The 22,759-nt window shown below is 36.6% G+C and carries 14 protein-coding genes; 8 read left to right on the top strand and 6 right to left on the bottom strand.

Annotation, left to right across the window (positions count from 1 at the left end):
- Positions 1-205 precede the first annotated feature (205 nt).
- On the bottom strand, positions 206-808 hold the full coding sequence (locus H0W64_09310) for a hypothetical protein (GenBank protein ID MBA3661914.1): 603 nt from the start codon (positions 806-808) through the stop codon (positions 206-208).
- A gap of 598 nt (positions 809-1,406) precedes the next feature.
- Complete coding sequence (locus H0W64_09305) at positions 1,407-2,711, bottom strand: MFS transporter (GenBank protein MBA3661913.1); 1,305 nt, start codon at positions 2,709-2,711, stop codon at positions 1,407-1,409.
- A gap of 400 nt (positions 2,712-3,111) precedes the next feature.
- Here H0W64_09305 and H0W64_09300 point away from each other — a divergent pair, with 400 nt between their 5' ends.
- Positions 3,112-4,257: an alpha/beta fold hydrolase gene (locus tag H0W64_09300; GenBank protein ID MBA3661912.1), complete on the top strand. Its 1,146-nt coding sequence runs from the start codon at positions 3,112-3,114 to the stop codon at positions 4,255-4,257.
- A gap of 648 nt (positions 4,258-4,905) precedes the next feature.
- On the opposite strand, the gene H0W64_09295 is transcribed toward H0W64_09300, so the two are convergent.
- Together H0W64_09295 and H0W64_09290 are read right to left on the bottom strand one after the other, a co-directional pair.
- Positions 4,906-5,079 (bottom strand): hypothetical protein, encoded by a 174-nt coding sequence (locus H0W64_09295; GenBank protein ID MBA3661911.1) that lies wholly within the window; start codon positions 5,077-5,079, stop codon positions 4,906-4,908.
- 132 nt (positions 5,080-5,211) lie between these two features.
- Positions 5,212-8,088 carry a hypothetical protein gene (locus H0W64_09290; protein MBA3661910.1) on the bottom strand — a complete coding sequence of 959 codons (2,877 nt, stop codon included), beginning with the start codon at positions 8,086-8,088 and terminating at the stop codon, positions 5,212-5,214.
- Positions 8,089-8,724: 636 nt separating this feature from the next.
- On the opposite strand from H0W64_09290, the gene H0W64_09285 reads away from it, so the two are divergent.
- From H0W64_09285 to H0W64_09275, 3 genes are all read left to right on the top strand, one after another.
- Positions 8,725-10,338, top strand: coding sequence for an ankyrin repeat domain-containing protein (locus tag H0W64_09285; GenBank protein MBA3661909.1), 1,614 nt, complete (start codon positions 8,725-8,727; stop codon positions 10,336-10,338).
- Between the two features lie 330 nt (positions 10,339-10,668).
- Positions 10,669-11,130 carry a hypothetical protein gene (locus H0W64_09280; protein ID MBA3661908.1) on the top strand — a complete coding sequence of 154 codons (462 nt, stop codon included), beginning with the start codon at positions 10,669-10,671 and terminating at the stop codon, positions 11,128-11,130.
- Between the two features lie 54 nt (positions 11,131-11,184).
- The gene (locus tag H0W64_09275; GenBank protein ID MBA3661907.1) at positions 11,185-11,508 is read left to right on the top strand and encodes a hypothetical protein; all 324 of its coding nucleotides are present in this window, start codon (positions 11,185-11,187) and stop codon (positions 11,506-11,508) included.
- Positions 11,509-12,153: 645 nt separating this feature from the next.
- Here the strand turns inward: H0W64_09275 and H0W64_09270 are convergent.
- Entirely contained in the window at positions 12,154-14,511 is a 2,358-nt protein-coding gene (locus tag H0W64_09270) for a discoidin domain-containing protein (protein MBA3661906.1), read from the bottom strand.
- A 751-nt stretch (positions 14,512-15,262) separates the two neighbouring features.
- Here H0W64_09270 and H0W64_09265 point away from each other — a divergent pair.
- Positions 15,263-16,192: a hypothetical protein gene (locus H0W64_09265; protein ID MBA3661905.1), complete on the top strand. Its 930-nt coding sequence runs from the start codon at positions 15,263-15,265 to the stop codon at positions 16,190-16,192.
- 61 nt (positions 16,193-16,253) lie between these two features.
- Here H0W64_09265 and H0W64_09260 read toward each other — a convergent pair whose 3' ends face one another.
- A complete protein-coding gene (locus tag H0W64_09260) occupies positions 16,254-17,285 on the bottom strand; it encodes a DnaJ domain-containing protein (GenBank protein MBA3661904.1) in 1,032 nt (343 codons plus the stop codon).
- A gap of 731 nt (positions 17,286-18,016) precedes the next feature.
- Between H0W64_09260 and H0W64_09255 the strand changes: the two genes are divergently transcribed.
- The 3 genes from H0W64_09255 (at position 18,017) to H0W64_09245 (ending at position 22,745) form a co-directional block, all read left to right on the top strand.
- On the top strand, positions 18,017-19,327 hold the full coding sequence (locus tag H0W64_09255; GenBank protein MBA3661903.1) for a TolC family outer membrane protein: 1,311 nt from the start codon (positions 18,017-18,019) through the stop codon (positions 19,325-19,327).
- Positions 19,305-21,443, top strand: a complete 2,139-nt coding sequence (locus tag H0W64_09250) for a type I secretion system permease/ATPase (protein MBA3661902.1) — start codon at positions 19,305-19,307, stop codon at positions 21,441-21,443. The genes H0W64_09255 and H0W64_09250 overlap by 23 nt, the downstream gene beginning before the upstream one ends.
- Positions 21,444-21,602: 159 nt before the next feature.
- A complete protein-coding gene (locus H0W64_09245; GenBank protein MBA3661901.1) occupies positions 21,603-22,745 on the top strand; it encodes an HlyD family type I secretion periplasmic adaptor subunit in 1,143 nt (380 codons plus the stop codon).
- The last annotated feature ends 14 nt before the right edge of the window (positions 22,746-22,759 follow it).

Raw genomic sequence — 22,759 nt, 5'->3', positions numbered from 1 at the left:
TCTTCTGCCCTGTCTAAATATTTTAAAATACTTAGCTTATTTATACCCAGCTTTTTGTAGCTTATTAATCGATATTATTTGTACATCCTGATCATATTTTGAACCACCATCGTCTTTGGTACTACAGAATAAAGCTTTAATTACTTTTAATTCCCTAAAGTATTTCACTAAGTGCCAAGAGAAGGAAAGCAATCCTCACGCGTAACTAAGCTGTAGTGATGAACGCGTACACATAGGTATTAAGAGGCAAAAGGGTAGCGATGGTAAAAAAATGACGCAAGGTATTATTTTCTAATAAATCGGCGCGATTATTTTTAGCAAGCCAAATAAAGAAAGGCAGCAAGGTATAAGATATTTTTTTAGAATCTACCGCTTTCTCATCTTCAGTAGGAAATGTGTGATTAGCGTGTTTGATAAATAATTCAGCTATCCTACATCGTTCTTCTAAATCAGTTATGAAAGAACGAGTTCGTCCTCCAAAAAGATTATTAATATACTGAATAAATTTGTTCAGATCTAACGGATCGATGCATGCAAAAAAGTTAAGATTGACTAAGGGAAATAATAAATTAAAAGTACGTTCTTCTATACCATTATTTATAAGTAATTTAACAGTTTCTTCTAAGCCTTTAGTTGTTGCAATGTCTATCGGTAATTGCAATCCAGTACAGCCGTGCATGTTTAAATTCGGCCGCATGAAATTTTGAGGTCGTATTCCCTCCAAGCCTTCCAGATAAAGAATAAATTTTATAGTTTCGAGAGAACAATCTTTGGGTAAAGCTTGATATAGACCCAATAATTCTAGCATTTCCAAATCGATGAATTTTCCCGTATGTATTTTAAAGTTACTAAAGTCTCTGGATCATTTATTTCTTTAGTAACGTGCAACACATCATCAAGATCGGCTGATTCTAATTGATAACCTTGTTGTAAAATTTAATCGCTTCTTCGCGTAAATTATTTTTTAATGCTGTAACTAAGGGATTCGGTGCTTTCATGAATTCAACTTTTTTATTATTAGGTTTAAATTGAGTGCTGGAGAATACATTAACGTATTAAGCGAGTCAAAGGAATGTATTGCCAGCGATTTATTTATCAATATGCCACTGGATACTTGCAAATAAGTAAGTTTTCTTAGAGATTCTATTGCTGCGATAAACTGAAATTTTTTTCAAAAAGGTTAGGATTATATTGAGGTTATCGTGAGTGTAGCAACATGATTAATTTAAGGAGGGAGTGACAACTCAATTCAGTTTCGTAAGTTATAGATACTTTAATTGCTAAATTGCCAAAAAGCCTAGATTGCAGTGAAGGATCGAGGAAGCAATCTAGGCTTTTGAACATGATGGAGAAAAAGTAACTTTGTACGCCAACTATCGGTTTATAGGAATGCCGGTCATAATGGATTAACCTGCTTCCGTTTTATAATCAACCTTCAAGTAAATGGGATCTTTTTGGTACTTACAATAGGTTTCTTTGATAAAGAAAATTGCAATCGTTCCCGCAATCGCGCTTAGAATTGGCATGATCATAAAACTGCTAAAGAAGTCTCTAGGCAGCAATGTCGCAGGATCACCCGTGTGCATTGCATGAATCAAATAACCCGCCGCAATGGGCGTAAATGAAGATAATAATGTGATGCTTGTATTGTTAATACCCATGGCAGTCGCTTTAGTCGCCAAATCAACATGCTCGGCAATAACAGAAAAAGCAACGGTTTGGCCAGCGGAACTGAAACCGAGTAGCAAGAAAAGAGTTGTATAAAAATAAATGGATTGATGGGTAAACATAATCATGCCTAGCACCAAGCCAATGCCCATCAATGCAGAAAAAACAAGCACGGGACGTCGTCGTTCAATTCGATCTGAGATACCACCAAACGAAATGGCGCCGATTGCATAACCCATCCATGTCACAGAGATGACATTGGCGGCTTGAGCATTGGTAAACCCTAAAGATTCTAAATAAGGAATGCCCCAAACACCACCTAGCAAAGTCATGGGAACATAAATCATTCCTGAATAAGCAGCGATAAACCAAACTTGCGGATTTTTACTCAAAGTTTTTAAATAATGTAAAATGGGACGTTCTCTTTGCAAATAAATCGTTATACTTTTGCCGTCACGATTTTTATTTTTAATCACAAATAACATAATAAACGCAAGTGCAAATCCCATTAATCCGATCATATCCATAAGTCGTTGCCAACTTAAACTTGTGGCCATAAGGAGAGTTACCATGGGCCCCCCTGCAAGTATAGGACCCAACGTACCTATAAATTGAGATGTGCCACTCACAACGCCTGTGTATCGTCGCGGAAACCAATTGGATGCAACGACTAATAAACAAATAAATCCAAATGCCGAACCAAACCCCATAATGAGTCGACTTAAAAAAGCTAGCGGAAAATTACTGGAATGCGCAAAACAAAAACTTGAGAAAGCACAAACACTCGTTGCAAAAATTAAAATTTTTCTAACACCAAATTTATCTAATAATATACCAACAGGAATTTGCATAGCAGCGTAAGAAAAATAATAGGCAGAAGTCACCCAAGCAAACGTTCCCACCGTGAGTGTTAGATCATTCATGACTTGATTGGCGACCGTACCGATGAATGTACGAAGGAAGAATTCATAGAGGAAAAACAAAGACGCAAGTATCCAAATTAAGACGCCTAGTGTTGTGACTTTCTTATCTTCGGTGATCATTAAATCAGCTCCTAATAACTTCTATGGTTGGGGAGAAGGATAAGATAAAGGTTCCTATCCTAATGTGTCACTTAAGAAAATACAATAAATTGTTTAATTAATGCTCAAAAATTAGCGAATTAATCAATATGAATCATAATCCTCCCCCATTAAACAATAAATATGCTGCAGAAAGGGGCATCAACTGGCGCCAATCTTACGATAAAATGAGGACGCTCAAAAGTAAGGATTACTGCGAAGTGTTCAGGTTTAGCTGCGCTTCACGGGCTAATTCGGTTTCAGCCTCTGCATCGTTCAACGTAGCCTGAGAATACTTTGGAGGCAATGAGTATCCATCGTATTGACCGGCTTTAAAAAAAGCTACCTAATGATATGAAGTTTCTAATATCCAGGAGAAGTCATGGTAAAGAATAAATCCACCCCTTTCTATCCCATCGGGAAATTATTCGATTCAGGGCAAGTTAAAGTCGATAATCATACCTCAATCTATTATGAACAAAGGGGCAATCCTTGGGGACCAGCTGTAGTTTATAATCACGGCGGGCCAGGTGGTCATGCCTCTGCTGAATCGAGCCAATGGTTTGATCCGAATCATTATCGAATCATCCTCTATGACCAACGGGGTACGGGCAACTCCATTCCTTCAATTAGAAATAAAGAAATCAATTCAGATTATTTCAAAGATTTAACTATTGATGAGATGATCGCTGATCTTGAAAAATTACGCGAATATCTTAGCGTACCTCAATGGTTAGTTTTTGGTGGGTCCTGGGGATCAACATTATCTTTGTATTATAGCGAAAAGTACCCAGAAAGAGTTTCTGGACTCATCATCTATGGAATTTTTTTAAATTCGCCACAAGAAATGGATGCTTATTTCAACATCCATTGCATGAAACAGCGTTTTCCGAAGTTAGGAACGAAAGCGATGCAAAGCTTATTGGATTATGCGAATTCACAAGGGTTACCTATTGATCCAAACCATGCGCAAATGTTTGTTGATACTTATTATCAACTTTGCGTTTTAAAAAATGACCCTATAGCTCAATATTTATGGACTGCCTATGAAGACTTTAATGATGATCCCACTGAAGATGCTTTAAATAATTTATATAAACGTCCAAGGTTAGATGAATTCAACCCAAGGGCTAGATCCATTTCAATTTTTGAAAGTTCTCTTTTTAGGTATGCTTATGAAAATTTCAATGTATTAAACGAGAGTTTATTAACCCAACTGAGAAATGTTAATGTGCGTATTATTCAAGGATTGAGCGATACAGAAGCACCACCTGTGAATGCACAAAAACTAGTTGATGCTGTATTAAAAATAAAACCTGATCTTTACTATAAATTCATTACGGGGAAACACGACGGTGACTCTTCCCCAGAAATGAGATTGGCGCTGATAGAGAGCACCGATTCATTTAAAAAACAGGCGCATAAAAAATCGCTTCTTACAGATAATGCAAGATTTTTTCCATCTGCGCCAGCTTCTTTGAAATCTGAAGAAGCAATTGCTGAGTTTAAAATTAAACGCAATTTTTAAGAATGATGGAACGCGATTAGTTTAGCAAATTCTTATTTATTAAGTACAACATTACTTACTGCAATATCCACAGGCTTAAACTGGATGCAGTAACATCGAAGATAGTTTGCCCTGTTCGTTTGGTATGACTTGGCTATCTTCATCTTTCAAACTGATCAAGTAAAGATGAAGATAGCGATATACTATCTTTTATACCTGAGATATGTATCCTTCACAAAGCACATCAGGGTTTTATATAATTCAATCATCTCTGACCTCTTGTTCCAATCAAAAAAATCCAGTGCTTATTAAATAACATGTGTAGATATCGAGTAAAAACTTATGCGGATTACTTATAGTCCTGCTAACCATATTTTTAATGATAGCATTGTCATCGAGATAGCTAGTTTCATCTTTGGGAAATTTTTTGCAAACCATAATACAAATGAAAGAGTAAGAATGATTAATAATATTTCAATCTCTATACGCGTAGCGGCTCTTTTATGAAAGCACTGAGATTCTAAGAATGAGTGACAGGCGTCGATCCATCTATTTTATTAGATTCCGATACATTGTTATTATTGTTATTATTATTGCGTGCATACGCATTTCTTAAAGATGCATCAAAAAAATTATTTTGTCTACCTCGATTATCAACTGTTTTTTTTATTATGAAATCGTTTGAGCCAATGATTTTTTAATTGCTTGGTAATTGAATTCTAACTCAGAAAAATCATAATGTAAGTTTGCACTTTTAACTTTATCATTATATTCATTTTGAATTTCTTCAATGATTTCAACAAATGCCGCATCGCCTGAAATTTCTATAAATTTTTCAGGCATCCTCAATAAAATATTTTCAAATTTATGTTGGCACGCTTTAATATAAGTAGAAAATTTATTCTTCTTAACTTCATCACCTTTATAAGCATACGAAAATTACTTTTATAAGGTTGATAAAGCTGCATTATTATATCACTTCGTAAATATACAGTGATCACGATGATATTGTATTTGCTTTGTCGGAGAAACTTGCTTTTTGAAAAGACTAAATCCCTTCATTTCTGCGCGGGGCTTAACATAAGTATTATCGAAATCGTCTTTATCAATGAACTTATCTGCAGTAAAATTACTTTTAATCTCGAGTGGAATGGGTGCTAATACTGTTTGTAGTAAATGTTTACGATCTAAATGACCCCATTTCGATTTTATTTGCTTATATAAAGCTGATGTATCTTCTCCGACTTTAGCTTCTTTAAACCATACCTTAATTGCTGCTAACCCAATATGATTAATCACAGCAGGTACCGTTGCGTTGAAACTTAGTTTTTGTTTTAAAGTTAATAAATGCTCTAAAATGTATTTATATTCCAGTACTAACTTTACCCAGTTTTTTTTCTTAGCATGTGGAATTTCAGAATAATGAACTGCTAAAAATTCTTTCATTAGAGTAAGCTTGCTGCGCAATTTCTCTTCATTTGTGTTGGTTTTCCATTCATCTAATGAATACGTCATGAACTCGTTGCATAAATCAGACAAAATAGAAGCACCCAAAACGGAAGTATCTGATTTAGGGTTAAAGTAATTTTGAATTTTACGGCTGAAACTTAACAATTTGGCTGTCACAAAAAGATCGTGTTGTTTTAAATCCCAATGATTACTATCTTTACGCGTTGCAATTAATAATTTATTACGAGGTAATCCCTCATAAATATCAAGTACACCTAATTCACAAAGGTCAGCAAAAGCTGCACTTTTTTCATGGGGTGTAAATTGATAAGTCGTAATATAAGTTTTTTCAGGATTTTTAAGCGATCGATCCTTGATATAATTTTCTGCCATGGTTTCTAATTTATTTTTTTTATTACAGGTGAAAAATTTATTATGCGGCGTGCTACATTTTATTACTTCCGGTCTTTGCTGAATAGGGATGACAAAGGGCTCCACCCTATGGTCGCCAATAAGGTAAGTTGCAATATTATGTTCTTTTGCGGCGATAAAAATGTCATTAGCGATAGAATTACTTATTTTTGTATTTGTATTTTGTTCCCCTATAAAATTATTATCAAGGACAACCACTACTTTACCTTCAGCATCTTGCAGAGATTTGCCATCTCTAACAAATAAATTTGCATAACTTAACTCGGATTCCAAAGAAGTATTCCAAATAGCAATTTTTGTTCCCAGCGAATTGGCAATCCTTTTCCAATATCTGACCGTATTGACATCGGCCTTACTATTGGTTAACAAAATAATATCCGCGTCAGGGTTAAACTTATATTCTTCAGTAAATTGTATCGCAAAGTTGCGGCGCTCAATCGCTTGCACAACATGGGTTATAGGATCTTCCAATTGCAAATCTATAGAAAATTTAGCTTCGGTATCATTATTAATCGGAGGGTTAATAAATTGTAGTGTTCCTGCAAAGGTTTTGATTTCGTTTGCAGAAAGCGAATTAAAATTAACAATGTGTGGCAAGGTCAGATGATTTTCACCTTCAGTATTCAAGACGACATCTTTATTACTCATCCCAGAGTCAAGCTTTAGGACTAAAGAAACGAGACGATCGTCTTTGCGAGCTGCACCGAATTGCCTGCCTGTGTCATTACAAACTTTTATTGCAAATGCTGCAGGCTGATTAAGACTCGCGCTTTGATCCGAAGATAGGGTTGAAGTTTTAATAGGAAAACCCACGGGTAATTTAATAGGATTTTTCGAGAGGCCAGGAATGGATTGGTTAACGTGAGATGTTCTTGCTTCTAAATGCAATTGCGCATCAAACCTATAATTATTATCTAAAGCTTGGGTAGCAAAATTCGCAACTTGCAATGTTACAGGTGTATCTAATTTCACACTACTACAAGCAGGAATACTACTTTTAATTATTATTTTATTTTCAGATAACAGTTTTACATTTGAATCGGGATGAATCTCAATTTCAATGTTCGGTGGTGTAGGCATCGTTTCAGTATTTTTTATAGTAATGTTTTGTAGTTGTATGATCTGACCCGGTTCAATTAAGTCCTTGTTCGATGTGGAAATGTTATATGTATCCAAGGCTAAAGCTATATGATAATTACCATGGAATTGACCCAACCCCTGAATTGAAAAATTATAGCTTCCTGCGCGTCCATTTTCTCCACTATTACCCTGGGACCCTTGATCCCCGTTACGACCAGCGCTTCCACTCACGCTGCCTGGATTCATACACTGGATATGCGTATTAGTATGAAAATTGTGGTCAACCCAATAATAAGCTTGGCCACCCTGACCTGCCCGACCGCCGCTACCGCCTTCTCCGCCATATCCTTTTTTGCCGCCATCACCGCCATGGTTCGTAACAGAACCGAACAGTAACAATGCCTCAAGATCCTCGATATCAGCTGTAATATCAATATCCCCACCATTTCCACCTGGCCCACCACTACCCCCTGATCCGCCATTCCCGCCATCTGTCCCACTCGTACCCGCACTACTACGAGTCCATTGCGTAGCGTTATTGCCATCCGTGCCATTTATACCATTTATACCTTGACCCCCATTCCCGCCTGAACCGCCATTTCCACCGTTCGATTCGATGTTAATTTTTTTTAAATCTCGGAAGTAAAATGTTTCATCAACTTGGTTTGCTGAAATAATTTCCAACTTATCCGTTTGATGATTTATATGTAATCGTATTTGAATATTTTCGCCATTCTCACCCGGCGTCCCGTTACCTCCGGGTCCACCATGAATATTCCTACCGTGATAGGTGTAACTATTCGATCCGCTAACGCCATAGCTTCCATCCCGACCTGCGCTGCCGTTTCCATCAATAGTAAGTGTGGTGTTTGTTTTAGTGAATTGAACCATTATTAAATTTTTTTCCTGTTTCAAGGGGTAGTGGTTGAAGATCAATACATTTTGACTTAATTAAATTAAGTGAATCCTTCAAGAAGCGCTTGGTTTTAACTGCAGCGAGGTGGCGAAAAACTTCCTAAATTAACGCTGAAAGCGAGTGAAATTGTTTAGAAATTAACCTGTGAAGCTTTAAATGGCATAGATTATACAATTTAATTGTTTGGAATAATAGCATGATGGAGCGTGTGAGCCCTGAATATTTCAAAGACCCATTGAATAAGTTAGGAACACAACACGAAAATGTTGATCGATCGATACGAAATTATGTCAAATAGACCTCCACATCAAATTTCCTGGGCACGATGTAGATGAATTTTGGCCTACAAAAATAAAAATGTATAAAAATATTACATAATATTTACAAAAAAGCATCTTCATGATACTTTAGCTAAAAAAAAGAGCATATCTAAAATGCCGAATCCCGAACTTTCGAATGGTAATACTCGACTGCATGACATTGTGCAAAATTGTCAGTCTTTTGCCGAATTTTATCAACTTATTACGCAATTATCGCCTGAAGAACAACTTGAAAATATTTTCACAAAAAACAATGAGGGTAAGTTGCCTCTGGATTGCATTAATAGCACGGTGCCAGAGAAAGATAGAACAATTATTTTTTCAAACTTATTCCAAATAGCATTAAGAAAAAAAATAAAGCCGCTTAATGAACCCATCAGTTTCCAAGATGTGGTAGCCCAATATAAACCTGACCCATCGTCTGAACTTTATAGCAATTTACAGCATGCTTGCGAAGCAATTAACGCAGCTAGAAAGTTTGTAAAAATGTCCACCTCCCATCCTAGTACTAATGGTTTAACGTGCTCTGAAAATAATGCAAATTTTGAGCGATTGCGCGCAATAAGAAATAGAAAAGTAAATGAACGTTACAAATTGTTATTAGCTGATGCTCAGTTTAGTGAAATAACTTCTCCTGAATCTAACCAGATATGTATTTTGATAACCTTATCCTCTGTTTTAAGTAGCAAACTTATTTTAAATGATTGTAATAATGATGGTATGTTTAATTGTGAAGAGTTTGCCACCTTTGTGACTATTTTTTGCAAAAGCAATAAATGGGGTGTTGCAAAATATAGATACGATATAGATAAAGGTGATCATGTTTTTAATGTGATTGGGGCAACACAAACTTGGGATTTTGCTCAGCAATCGACATTAAATGAAAATGCTGTGGTTTGTGATGCATGGAGTGGCATTACTTTTCCGGCGAAATATTATTTACAAAATTTAGGTGATTTTAAATGCTATGATTACAAAGATAGACATTATAATTTTATTACGAAAGTAAACCCTAGTTTTAATGCGATTGTTCGTAGCGATTTGGTATCTACCGCATATCAAAGTCAAATTTCATGTGCATTTGATCAAAGTAATTATCTTGAACATTTAATGTTTGATATTGTCACCAAATTAAGTTCCCCACGCGAAAAATATTTATATGCAGTTGTTATTTTTGATACTGTAATGTATGCGCTTAAAAGAAAAATCATAACAGAAGCAGATATTAAATCATGGCCAGATCCAGCTGAAACTTTAAAAAAATATTTTTCTGCAGATGAAAATTGCTTAATGGTGCTTATCAGTAAGTATGCTGGCAAGCCAGACTATCTACTTGAAATGACGAAATTGGCCTTGAGTAAAGGAATCGAACCAAATCAATCTTTCAAAGATGGGTACAATGCACTGACGTATTGCGCTGAACGGGGGCTGCTTGAAGTAGCCAAGCTTTTGCTCTCCTATAACATCAATCCGAATCAAGCAACCTCAACTGGAGCCAACCCTCTTTTTATGGCTGTCCAGTGTAATCGTGAGGAAATCGTCGATCTTCTGTTAGATCGTAAAGACATCGTAATCAAGCCCATTATGAATACAGAAACAGCTTTTAAAAATTTTGCAGAAAGAGAAGGCAAAGAAGTTGTTAAACGAATGCAAACTCATATTGCCAACAAAAAGAACCAAGGAGAGTCTGTAAATAAAATTTCGATACTCCCTTCTGAAATTGCAATAATAATGGGACATACTCATTTGGTAGCTAAGTTACAAGCTTTTGAAAAAACTAAAACACCCTCTGTAGTAACACCAAAAACTTTGCAACATACAACATTCTTTCAGAATAAAAAGGATAGCTGTTCTTTACTTCAACCCATTATTGATCTTAAAAAGGTTATGCTGAAACTTACATAATTGATGTGTGCTTAAGCGAGGCGCTCATAGTTGATAGGTATAATTTGGATGATCACATGGGAAACCAAGAGCTAAGGGAATTTAGATCTGATCATACTTACGTCATCACACTTACCAACCTAGCGTGACTTAATAATTTCTTAATAATGAAAGCATTAATTAATTTCTGCAAGGAGATTGACGTACTTTCGTAACAGAAGCTAATTGGCCCTATTGATGAGGGTTTGATACCATTATTCCAAATGGTTATTATGGTCCGCTTCAGCCCAACGTTGCCCGGCAGCTTTGTGTATTGTATTCCTAAATTTTATAGATAAGGATTTCTTCATCATGAAATGCTTAATTTTAGGCGTAATTAGTTTAGTGATGGGCGTACTGTACGCAGCTAACTTTAATACCTATTATAATGACCGGTTTAATTATCAAATTGAGTATCCTTCATTCCTAATACCTCAAGGTGAATCTGAGAACAGTGATGGCCAAGTATTCAGAACTAAAGATGTCGAGTTACGGGTGTGGGGTGGCTATTACCCAGATACGATAGATGAATCATTAAGTGCAGCCAAAGCGGATATAAAAGATTACCGTATTACTGATGTTGACAAAAAAAATAATTCTTATGTGTTGATACTTGAAAATGCCAATCGCATTGTCTACGCTAAAACTATTTATGTTTGCGATGAAAATATCAATATCCGTATCTATTATCCTAAAAATGATAAAGCCAAATGGAATTCTTTGATTCGTCAACTGACAAAATCTTTTAAATTTATAGGCGAGTGTAAGAAGTAGCGTTGAATAGGTATAGGTTTAAAATGTTTACTTTAATATACTAATAAAGATCTAATGTGTCCCAATGTATATATTATCGGTTGCAGTGTTATTCAAACCATACAAGATCATGGACCATATACTATTTTAGGATGGTCTTTTGGTGGTGTAGTAGCATTAGAAATAGCTCAACAATTGCAACAAAAAGCGGAATCTTTAGATCAAATTATTATGATAGATAGTTATCATCCGAATCAGACAGAAAATAAAACTGAAATAAGCATCAATGAATTTCTCATTCACCAAAGGATAAATCCTCAATCACATAAAGCTAGTCTTTTTAAATTTGAAATGGAAAAGAATGTTGAATTATTAAAAAAGCATTCCCCAAACCAATAACAAGGATCAGTTGTTTTACTAAAAGCACAACAGGATAAATTGCTTGGGACTGGATTTAACGGGTGGGATAAGACGATTAATCCACTACCAATAATCTATAATATTCTTGGGAAGCATGAGCAGTTGTTTGATAGTAATTATATTAAATCGACCGTAGCTCAACTTAAACAAATTATTTTTTCATTTTTAATCAAGCATTATGCAAGATAGATTTTGGGATATACAACCAAACAACGTCCAAACACCGATGGATAAAGAGAAATGTAATTTTTCGCAATAGACATCTCCTGGATCATATTTTTGAGCATGTTTGATCAATTGACGATCGAGCCAATTTTGGTAGGTGACACCCATCTTTTTACTTAGTTTTTTGCAAATTTACTTAAGGCACTTATGAAATATAAGTATTGATTCGGATAAATAATATAACGCTCATTTACTTTCCTAAAAGCAGGAAAAAAATCGGTTGAATTTCTAGAAAATGACAGACTTTTTTAAATTCTAAAGCATTATCTTTGACAAAAGCTTAAAGTATTATTAGTAAATCAGAAAGTATTCCTATCACACTATAGAGTTATTTTACGAAAATTTAGGCTCCAGCATCGAATGATTGATGCAATTAAAGGAGCCTAAAATTCGCGACACTTACAATGACTTCAAAAACTCTAACAGCATATTTTGTGAATCCTTCGGGAGTTTTTGATATGCCGTACGGATCGCTGCTGCATCACCGTCATGCCATAAAATGGCTTCAGTAAGAGAACGGGCACGACCATCATGCAAGTACGCTTCGCCACCGCTGACACCTGCAGTCAGTCCAATGTTCCATAAGGGGGCGGTACGCCATTCTTCGGCTTTAGCATTCCCTTCACCCAATGTTGATGCGAGTCCTGGACCCATATTATGTAAAAGCATATCTGTATAAGGATGAATGACCTGATTTCTCAACTCGGTAAGAGGATGGTAGGGGCTCGTAGTATAGGTAGGTGTATGACAGCTGTTACATCCTGTATCTTTAAATACCTGCTCCCCTTGTTTTACCCTGGAGTTTTGTGAATTACGTTGAGCACGTACTCCTAACAACCTGATATAGTTCGTTAATTGATCCAGGTGCTGGTCCTTAAGTTTCTCACCGTTGCCGCCGCAATTAGTTTGTTGCGAACCGCAATCAGGATCGGGACGCACAGAAGTCATGACAGCCATATCCTCATTGAGTGCTTCTGCTAATTGCTGTTTGACACTCGCTTTGCCAGCCTTCCAGCCAAATCGACCAATTCGAGGTTGCCCTGTTACCATATCTTTAACAATATTAATTCTACCCCCTAAGCCTTTACTGGTACTAAGCGCTGCCTGTTCTACAATTGCACTTTCAGGGATTGCTTCTAATAATCCAACACCTACGAGTTGAGGTGAAATACGGGCTGAGAATTTTTCTGGTGTAACACGTGTGAATTGGAAATTAGGCTTACGTAAACCTTGAGTTTCAGTCCAGCTTTGGATAAAGACTGTCGCTTCAGGCGTTCCACTCGTAGTCAATGGTTGCAAGACCCGACCCAATCTTGGATGAATGTTACCATTTTGATCCCCCACCTTAACGCTATAATTATTCAACACTGAGCCTGTTGCTGGGGGAAGTCCCCGACCATTGTTTTGATGGCAGCTTACACAAGAACGATTTATATAATTTCCTTTCATTTTATTTACTAATTCAGGAAAAGTTGGGTTAGGTTGTTCCATATGTGCGCCACTAAGCATATCGGTATGATGAACACGTCGGCCCAACATAAAAACCTGGCCATTTTGAGGAGCGGTATTGGTGGCCATTTGTTTGAAAAGATGGGCTGGTTCATTTGAAGTTTGTTGATGTATTGTGGTTTTGCCTCCCAGTAATGTTGGGAGTGGCAAGGGATAGGAATCCTCTCGTTCAGTAGAAGGATCACCAAAAGTACCTACTGGCATCCAAGGGGCAATTCCTTGCCCAACAATATACAAGAAAACCGTTCCATAATAATTTGCCCTTCCTTCTGGAGGATTGGCAAGGAACTGACTTACTTCAATTTCAATACGGTCCCCTTTTTGCAGGGCACGCTTAGTCTTACTATTAGTCGTGATGATTGTAGAATATTTTAAACGATCGGCAGGGTTTCTTTTCATCGATACGTTGTGCCAATATTCCGCTACAGTATTAATTCCCCGATAAAAAGCACGAAATTCTGGTGCTGATAAAGGCCATTCAGAGCGAACATTAAAAGTAATTTGTTTTCCGCCTTTCGCCACTTCATCGATAATTTCTATTTGTGCGGTTCGATGTATCCAGTAAAAACTTAAATAATGATCATAAGCACGAAATTGATCTTCACGTGCATGTCGGTCACGTGCTCGATCCGAAAAACGAGTGATCAAAGCACTAGAGGTATTGACCGTTGTTTCCGGTTCTAGGACAGTGTTTTGATTGTATAAGGGTACATAAATTTGCTCGGGAGGATTATCAGAGATTTCAGAGCCATAAATTTTTAAATTCCAGATGGAGTATCCCCAGTTGTTTTTTGGACTGCGCTTTATTCCAAAGATTCTTAGATAGCGTTGTGCACTCGCAATACCCAAAGTATCAGTACGATTACCAAATACCCCGTCAGCTTTAGTCGCGAGCGTTGTCCAATTGGTATTATCGTTAGATCCTTGAACCTCATAAAGAGCTGCATTTGCAGCTTCCCAATCAATAACAACACTGGATAAATTATAAGCCTTTCCTAAATCAACACGTAACCAGGAAGGGTCAACACCATGTTGTGATTCCCAACGAGTAGCTGGATTGTTATCAATAGCGTTGGCCGCTGGCTGCAATTCTGTACTTGCACTTGCACTGACAATAGGAAGTTGTGGGTCTGCTACTGAATTTACAGCGGGTAATGCCTCAGGACTTACCCAGGCATGAGCATTAAGAGCTACATTTATACCAAAAAATAAAATGATAAAATGATAAAAAAAATGTTTTTTAAACATTCAAATTCCTTATTATTTGGATCTTCCTGGTTTTTTAAATCGTCACGCCAATGTTTAAAACTGTGACTACATCTTTCTCTGAATGATGTACCTATTACCGCATAAAATCTTGCTAGGGGTCATTCAAGGGCTATTGTAGCAAGATGTTTAAAAATTTTCTGCATTTTAATACAGGGTGGTATCGGGTCGCAGGTCCTACACGTTTCCCTTTTAAAAAATTAATATCTAATCATGAATGGACTTCTTTATAACTGGCACAGGAAGAGAATGTGCATGCCTACATTTACGAGGGTTCGTACTTCCTCCATAAGTTCTCATACAATTTCAGTGAACTATGAGGATAGCCCTTAACGCTTCAACGTCTTTGCTGTAATAACCCCACAAGTCAGCACGATTATGGTTAATGTAGGCTGCCAACTTAATTCGAGTTTCGAGGATTGATTGCTTCTTTACTTCGAAGTCTCTGATACCTCTAAAAGTCCTAGAGGATGTTAGCTGCACTATCCTCGCAATAGAAACTCCAATTGAGCCTCTGATGTGAACGATCGGATAAGTAGTTTAAAATTTCAATGCGTTATGAATAATAATTTTTAATGATCTTTAATATAAAGCTTCGCCAATAATGGCATTATTTTCCATAAGTCTTTGATTTAATAAGATAAATTATCCAAAAAAGTTATGGTGATCAGTTCGTATACAATACTTGATATAATTATCATATAACTACTCGTTCGCATAGGGAGAGAGGAAGATGAAGAGCCATGATTTTGACCTATCAGAAGAAGATGAAGAAGCCAAAGCGGATTTAGATCTTTTTAACAAATTAAGTTCTGAGGCTCAAGGTGTTTGTGACGCTTTGCCAACAAAAATACAACAACAAACTTATGTACGCTTAAGAGAGGATGAAAGAAAAAAGTATGAAGATTTACCAGATAATAAAAAATTGGAGTTTATGGAACGAAAAGTGGAACATTACGTTAGATTAAAAATACAGAGAAAAATTTCAAAGGAAATAGAGGACGATCCCAGCATTCAGACTTACAAAAGCAATCAAGAAAAAAGTAGTGAGGCCCAGAACAAAATAAAACCTACCCTAAATAAAATCGCTGAATTACTGGATGAGTATCAAAATAATAACACTTTAACTGACAAACTAACTAAGCTTGAAGGAAAAATCCAAACTGCTTTGAGAAAATTAAATTCAGCAGAAACTGAAGCAAAATTTGCAGAAGAAAATCACAGAAATGATCTAAGAACTACGCTTAGTGATAAATATTTGAGTTCTTTAAATGCTGATAACAATTCACCTGGAAAAGGAGTTAATATGCAAAAACCCGTAACACACACGGTTAATCGCCCTTTCCATGTAAGTGATTTATTTTTTCAACCAAAGCAAAAAATAAATCGAAAGTTAGCTTTAGGGGATTATACAAATCGAATCCAAGAACTAATCGATGTCCTAACTAAGGCGGACCAATTTTTGACAAACGTTTCAGAAAAACCAAAACTTGTTCGAGCTAAATCATCCAGTAGAATGACAAAAACAACTAACCCCATGTTCGGCAGAAAAGGTTTAATCAGAGCCTCCTCAAGCAGCAATCTCGATGGAAAAAGGCAACTGAAGTCACAAGAGGAAGTAAGGAAAGATGTACGAGGAGCGCCGTCAATGAAGAGGAAGTAAAGTGCGCTATGTCTTATTAGTGAGCCTGTAATAAAAATTGTGTAACTTAAAACTAATTATTTTATTTTGAATTTTTTCTCGGATTGTTGCTTGGGTGAGGAAAATGAGGCGAGTCCAGAAAATTTTGCAGCGCCTCAGCAACTTTACTTGTATTGAATTTAACACCCCACAATCGATGTGACTTACCTAGTAAAGAGGAGGTTTCTTGCTTAATGTTTGCCTTTTTCACTGCAAGTTCTACTTGAGTTTTTAGGATCTCTTTTGCTACGTGCAGGGGATAGATTTCCTTTTGTAAATCTTCAGCCACCTCAGATATTATGATAAAGAGATCAAGCATCGCCAATTTTTTAACTAGTGATGAAGTGTCTTTATTTTTACTTGAACCGTTTGAGCTCGTTTTCAAAGTTATTTCATCCTTGAGCAAAGCTGCTTCCTCTTGGAGGTTAGCTATAGGTTTTGCTGATCTTTCTTGCCAATGTTTTGGAAGTGATTTGATAAGGTCAACGATCATAAGCTCATACTGTCGCTGTTTTTTTTTGTGTTCTTCTAGTCTATACGCTTCATGCTGACGTTGGTCATACAACACATCACTTGCTGCGCGGGAAAGGGACGTATAGTTTAGACCTAATAAAGTATATTCTTTCATGAGATCTTGGTTAGTATAGACTCTATTATCATTCCATAGATTGCTTAACAAATCGTCCATGCTTGCTTTAAAACTTTCTATAAAATCTTTCGATTGTTTTTGGAGAAATGTTATCACTTCTTCAAGACCGCCCCTACATATTTCCTCACCATTTAGTTTAATCAAAAAATTTTTGGGAAATTTTTCTTCTGGATCAATAAGTGCTTTGTAGGCTGTATCGATTTGGTTAAATTTGCCTTGAATATCAGCTAATCGCTTTTTATATGCTTCAGGATCCTCATTAACTGCAGGTAAGTTTTTGTCAGGATGTGTTTCACGCGCTAATTTCTTGTGGGCTTTTTTTATCTCATCTTGCGTTGCATTTGACGTTAATCCTAAGGTTTTCAAATACTCGTTATAAAGAGGATTCAGTACGAGAGTAACTTCGAATACATCAGTGCGTCGCATATAATCTAATCTCTATGAAAGGTATAATTTAATTATAGCATGCAGGATTTTAAACTTTATTTAATAATAATCATTTTATTTACAACGGCTTACCTATACTATTCCACTTACATAAACTTACAAGTAGAGTACAAAGGATCATGGCAATCCATTTATACAGTTTCTCATTCAGGGTGGTTTGCCACATTTGGTTCTAAGGACGAAAGTTACTACTTAAATAACTTTTCTTTAATAAATGAGTTATACCTTCAAATCACGTTAACCTAATCTTGGTGAAAAAATCTCTTCGTTTCATTATTTACTAATATTTTCTACGTAAATTTATCTCGTTTAACTCTCTTACTTCGACTAATTTAATTACCTCAACGTCATGAATCATTTTTTCATTGCTCGGCTGTGCTTTGCCCGGGGGATAAAAAATTGTTTCATTCAGTCTAAAAAAAGCACCATATTTATCATGACCAATAGGGGTAATTTAAGATTGATGTTGCATTCAATAAGTATCTTCCCAATATAGTCGTTTTATGATGCAATCTCTTTTTAAGTTTTTCTAAATTACAATGTTAAAGCCTTTCACATGCGCTAAATTTCCAACAGAGATGAGGATCATTAGCTAAAGGCAATGCCGCATGTTCGTTGTGGACGACGTCATATTCCGCTATCTTACATAGATAAGGATTAAAATCAGGGATCGATTTCTATCTATGCGCTGTATAAATTTTAATGGAATAATGAGAATAATTCTTTTTTTTGCCTTCTCGATTTCCTCGGTGACCGTTGCGCATGCAGAAACTCTAAATGATGCTTATCAAACGATGTTGCAAAGCAATCCAGAATTAATAGAAAGCAAAGCAAGCCAAGACGCAGCTTGGCAAGCTTATATGCAATTACGCGGTGGTTATCTGCCAGTCGTTGCCCTTGCTTACAATGTTGGTCGAGGGAAAGGTGAATCTTTTAGCCCCCAGACCTTAAATATCGGTTATACCAACGACAACATCCAACACAAAATAATTAGCGTTTCTCAACTATTATGGGATGGCGGTGCATTAATGAATCGAGTAGAAAGTGCTAAAAGTCAACATGATAGTGTTTACTTCCTCAAATTATTACAAATTAATAAATTAGCCTTACAAACTGCTTCCGCTTATCTCGCCGTGTTGCGTTCCTCTGAAATGGAACAAGTAACTCATCAAAATGTGAATATGCATTTAATTAAATTAGACGAGATAAGAAGACGTTACCGTGGCGGGGCTGGCACAGTAGGTGAAGTAGCGCTTGCTAAGACAAAATTGGGACAAGCAGAAATTGCATGGCAACAAAATAAATTAAATTTAGCCAATGCAAGAAGTGCTTATTTTGAAGTAGTGGGACAATACCCTTCCAAAAAATTAATTATTCCAGAAGAACCCAGTTTTTCTTTGCCTCACTCATTGCAAGAAGCTGAATGTATTGCAAGCAAATATAATCCTTCGATTATGGCAGAACAAAAAGCAACCCAAGCCGCTTGGCATACCGCTGTAGCGTCCAGAGCAATTGTTTATGCCCCCAATGTTTCTTTCACGTTAAGCGCCAGTCGGGATGAAAATTTAAATGGTATTACTGGAAGAACGACAAGCATGCAGGGATATGTTGCCATTACTTATAACATTTACAATGGAGGAGCCGATCTTGCTGACATGCGCAAAACCTCCGCGCAATTTATTGCGAACAAAGCGCACCTTGAAACGAAACGTCGATCCGTCATTACAGCTATTAATCAAACATGGAATGAATTACAAGCTACCCGAGAAAAATTAATATTACTGCGGCGCGGTATTGCTGCGAGCAGAGAGTTAGCCTCTAGTTATCGGAAAGAGTGGCAATTGGGTAAACGTTCTTTGCTTGATCTTATGGATAAACAAAATGAAATTGCTGCGCTTCGCTTAGCGCTAATTGACTCCAAATACATGATCAAAATTAATAAATTTACATTGTTAGCGAATGCTGGTGTATTGCCCCATTACTTTACGAGTAAAGCCCATGCATACTCATGCCCAGTCTAATCAGCGAAAAAGCCAACAAGTATTTGACCCTTTATTAGAATGTTTATTGGCGCTCGCTAAATACTATGGACACTCTGTCTCACCCAATACGCTTACGGCTAATCTGCCTTTAGTTAATCACAAATTAACCCCCGCTCTTTTTGTTCAAGCAGCTGCGCGCATCCAGTTAACGGCGCGCATTGTTGAGCGATCTCTTGATACAGTCAATGAGCTCGTACTTCCTGCGGTACTCTTATTAAAAGATGATAAAGCCTGTATTCTGACCAAACTTTATGGGGACGAGACAGCCGAGTTTATTTTACCTCAAGCGGTGGGAAATCCATCAGTAACCCAACTACCGCTTAAAGAAGTAAGTCAAGACTACACAGGCATAGCTATTTATACAAAACCTGAATACTTTTTTGAAAAGCGTGCGGATGAATACCAAGTTGTGACGGCTCGGTCATGGTTTTGGGATACGTTTTGGCGTTATCGTAGTCTTTATTATCAAGTTGCATTAGCAACCTTCTTTATTAATTGTTTTGTTTTAGCCTCACCCTTATTTGTCATGAATGTTTATGACCGCGTGGTCCCCAATCAAACGATGGGCACTCTTTGGGTTTTGACAATCGGCATCGTGATCATTTACGTTTTCGACTTGTTATTAAAAATAATTCGTGGATACTTACTTGATGTTAGCGGCAAGAAAGCTGATGTTGTTCTCTCTGATATTCTTTTTAATCATTTACTAGAATTAAAATTATCTTCTAAACCTATTTCCGCCGGGGCTTTTGCTAACAGTTTCCAAGGTTATGAGTCAGTAAGAGATTTTTTTACTTCAGCAACTCTTGTCAGCTTAATTGATCTTCCGTTTGTATTTTTATTCTTAATTGTCATTGCCTATATTGGTGGTTGGATTGTATTAATTCCTTTTATGGCAATCCCTTTGGTGGTCATTGTTTCACTGTATTTAGAAATCCCCATTCGCAATTCGGTGGAACAAAGTTTTGTTGGCATGGCGCAGAAAAATGCAATTCTGATTGAATCCATTAATCAATTAGAAACGATTAAATCATCAGCCTCAGAGGGCGAATATCAACGAAAATGGGAATACTATTCAGGCTTGGTCGCAAGGTTGGGGATGAAATCCCGCTTCTATTCCTCACTCGCTGTTAACTTTGCCGGCTTTGTCTTAGCCATGGTTTACGTTCTTGTCATTGTTGCCGGTGTATATGCCATTACTGAAAATAATCTCACCTTAGGTGCACTGATTGCCTGCGCGATTTTAAGCAGTCGAACTATGGCACCCTTAACACAAATCGCGAGTTTAATTACCCGGTATCATCAAGCTAAAACCGGATTGCAAACCCTCAATCGTATTATGGCACTTCCGACCGAAAGAGAAGATAGAAAAAATTATCTCTATCATCCGCAATTACGTGGTGATGTTCAATTTGAAAATGTAAGTTTCACTTATCCTAATCAGCAAATTTTGGCTTTAAATAAACTTTCTTTTACAATAAAAGCCAATGAAAAAGTTGCTATTTTAGGTCGCATTGGTTCTGGCAAGAGTACTGTGTTGAAATTAATTATTGGGCTTTATCAATCGTTTTCTGGCTCAATATTACTTGATGATATTGATATCCATCAACTTGATCCCGCTGATATCCGCAGAAACATTGGTTATGCACCGCAAGAAAGTAGCTTATTTTATGGAACACTACGCGAAAATATTTGCAAATCAATGCCATGGGCAAGTGCAGATGATATTCAAAAAGTCGCAGACATTACTGGGATTAGCCATTATACCAATCATCATCCGTCAGGCTTTGATTTAATGATTGGAGAAAATGGCGCTGGACTCTCTAGAGGACAACAACAATCCGTGGCAATTGCACGCGCTATCTTACCTAATGCACCGCTTCTTTTGTTAGATGATACAACAAGTGAAATGGATGATAATAGTGAACAAGAATTAAGAGACAAATTGAAAGATTACGTTAAAGATAAAACGTTGATTATGGTTACGCATAAATTATCTATGTTAAGTTTAGTTGACCGCATTATTATTTTACAAAACGGTCAATTAGTAGCAGACGGCCCCAAAGACGAAGTCTTAAAAAAATTGGTGCACTAAATGGCAATTTCTTCTTACCTCAAAAGTTGTTATGAAAAAATAAGAAAATCAATCCATGATTTTAAAGTTTTCATCAAAGGCGAATTTTCTAAACCTCAAGCAATGAAATTGCCAGTCAATGATGAAGATATCAATTTTATTGGCGATGCAAAAGAAGCCATGCTTGCAGAACGCACAACCTATATTAAATATTTACTCTATACAATTGGCATTCTTTTTATTCTCGGCATTTTATGGGCGAAATTTGCAGTTGTTGATGAAGTGACAGTTGGCACGGGAAAAGTCATTCCTTCTTCTTACATTAAAGTGATACAGAGCCTGGATGGGGGAATTTTAGCTTCATTGCGGGTCAAAGAAGGTCAGATTGTTAAAGAAGGTCAAATTGTTGCTGTTTTAAATATTTCAGATTTTAAAGCGGATTATCTAGCTACACAAAACCATTATCTCGCTTTATTGGCAGCCGCAGCACGGTTGCAAGCAGAAATAAATAGGAGCGATAAGATAGAATTCCCAGCGGTCCTTGCTCCAGAAAAAGAATTGATTGAACATGAATTACAACTCTTTGAGTCAAGGAGAAAGGTTCTTAACGAACGTTTACAAACGCTTAATGAGAGTTATGATCTCGCTAAAAAAAAGCTGAATCTTATTAGTCCAATGGCTGCTGAAGGTATTGTATCCAAAATGGAATTGTTAGACTTAAAAACAAAAGTGAATGAATTGAAAGGTGCGATTGAAGATGAACAAAATCGATTTAAACGTGATGCGCTAACTGATTTAAGTCGAGTGAATGATGAATTGAAAAGCTTGCAACAAAAAATAGTCGGTTTACAAGCTCGCATTACAAGAACGACCGTACGCTCTCCCGTTAATGGCATCGTCAAACAAATAAGCGTTACGACCATCGGAGGGGTTATTCGTCCCGGTGGTGAAATGATGCAAATTGTCCCCTTGCAAGATAAGCTGTTAGTGGAAGCAAAAATTCTTCCTAAAGATATCGCCTTCATCGTTCCTGCACAAAAAGCAATTGTTAAATTCACGGCTTATGATTATTCAATCTATGGCGGACTTGAAGGAAAAGTTGAATATGTCAGTGCAGATACAGTGGTTGATGAAAGAGGTAATACTTTTTATCTCGTCCAGATAAAAACCAACAAAAATTATTTAGGGCCGGCTAACAAACCTCTTCCTATCATCCCTGGCATGGTCGTAACCGTAGATATCATCACTGGTAAAAAATCCATTGCTGATTATATATTAAAACCGATTTTGAAAGCGAAATCAGAAGCATTACGCGAGACTTAATTTTGTTAAATAGA

It is taken from the genome of Gammaproteobacteria bacterium (assembly GCA_013816845.1).
Lineage (GTDB): Bacteria > Pseudomonadota > Gammaproteobacteria > DSM-16500 > DSM-16500 > Aquicella.
The sequence above is the reverse complement of the archived record's forward strand: the minus strand, read 5'-3'. Positions and strand labels throughout refer to the sequence as shown.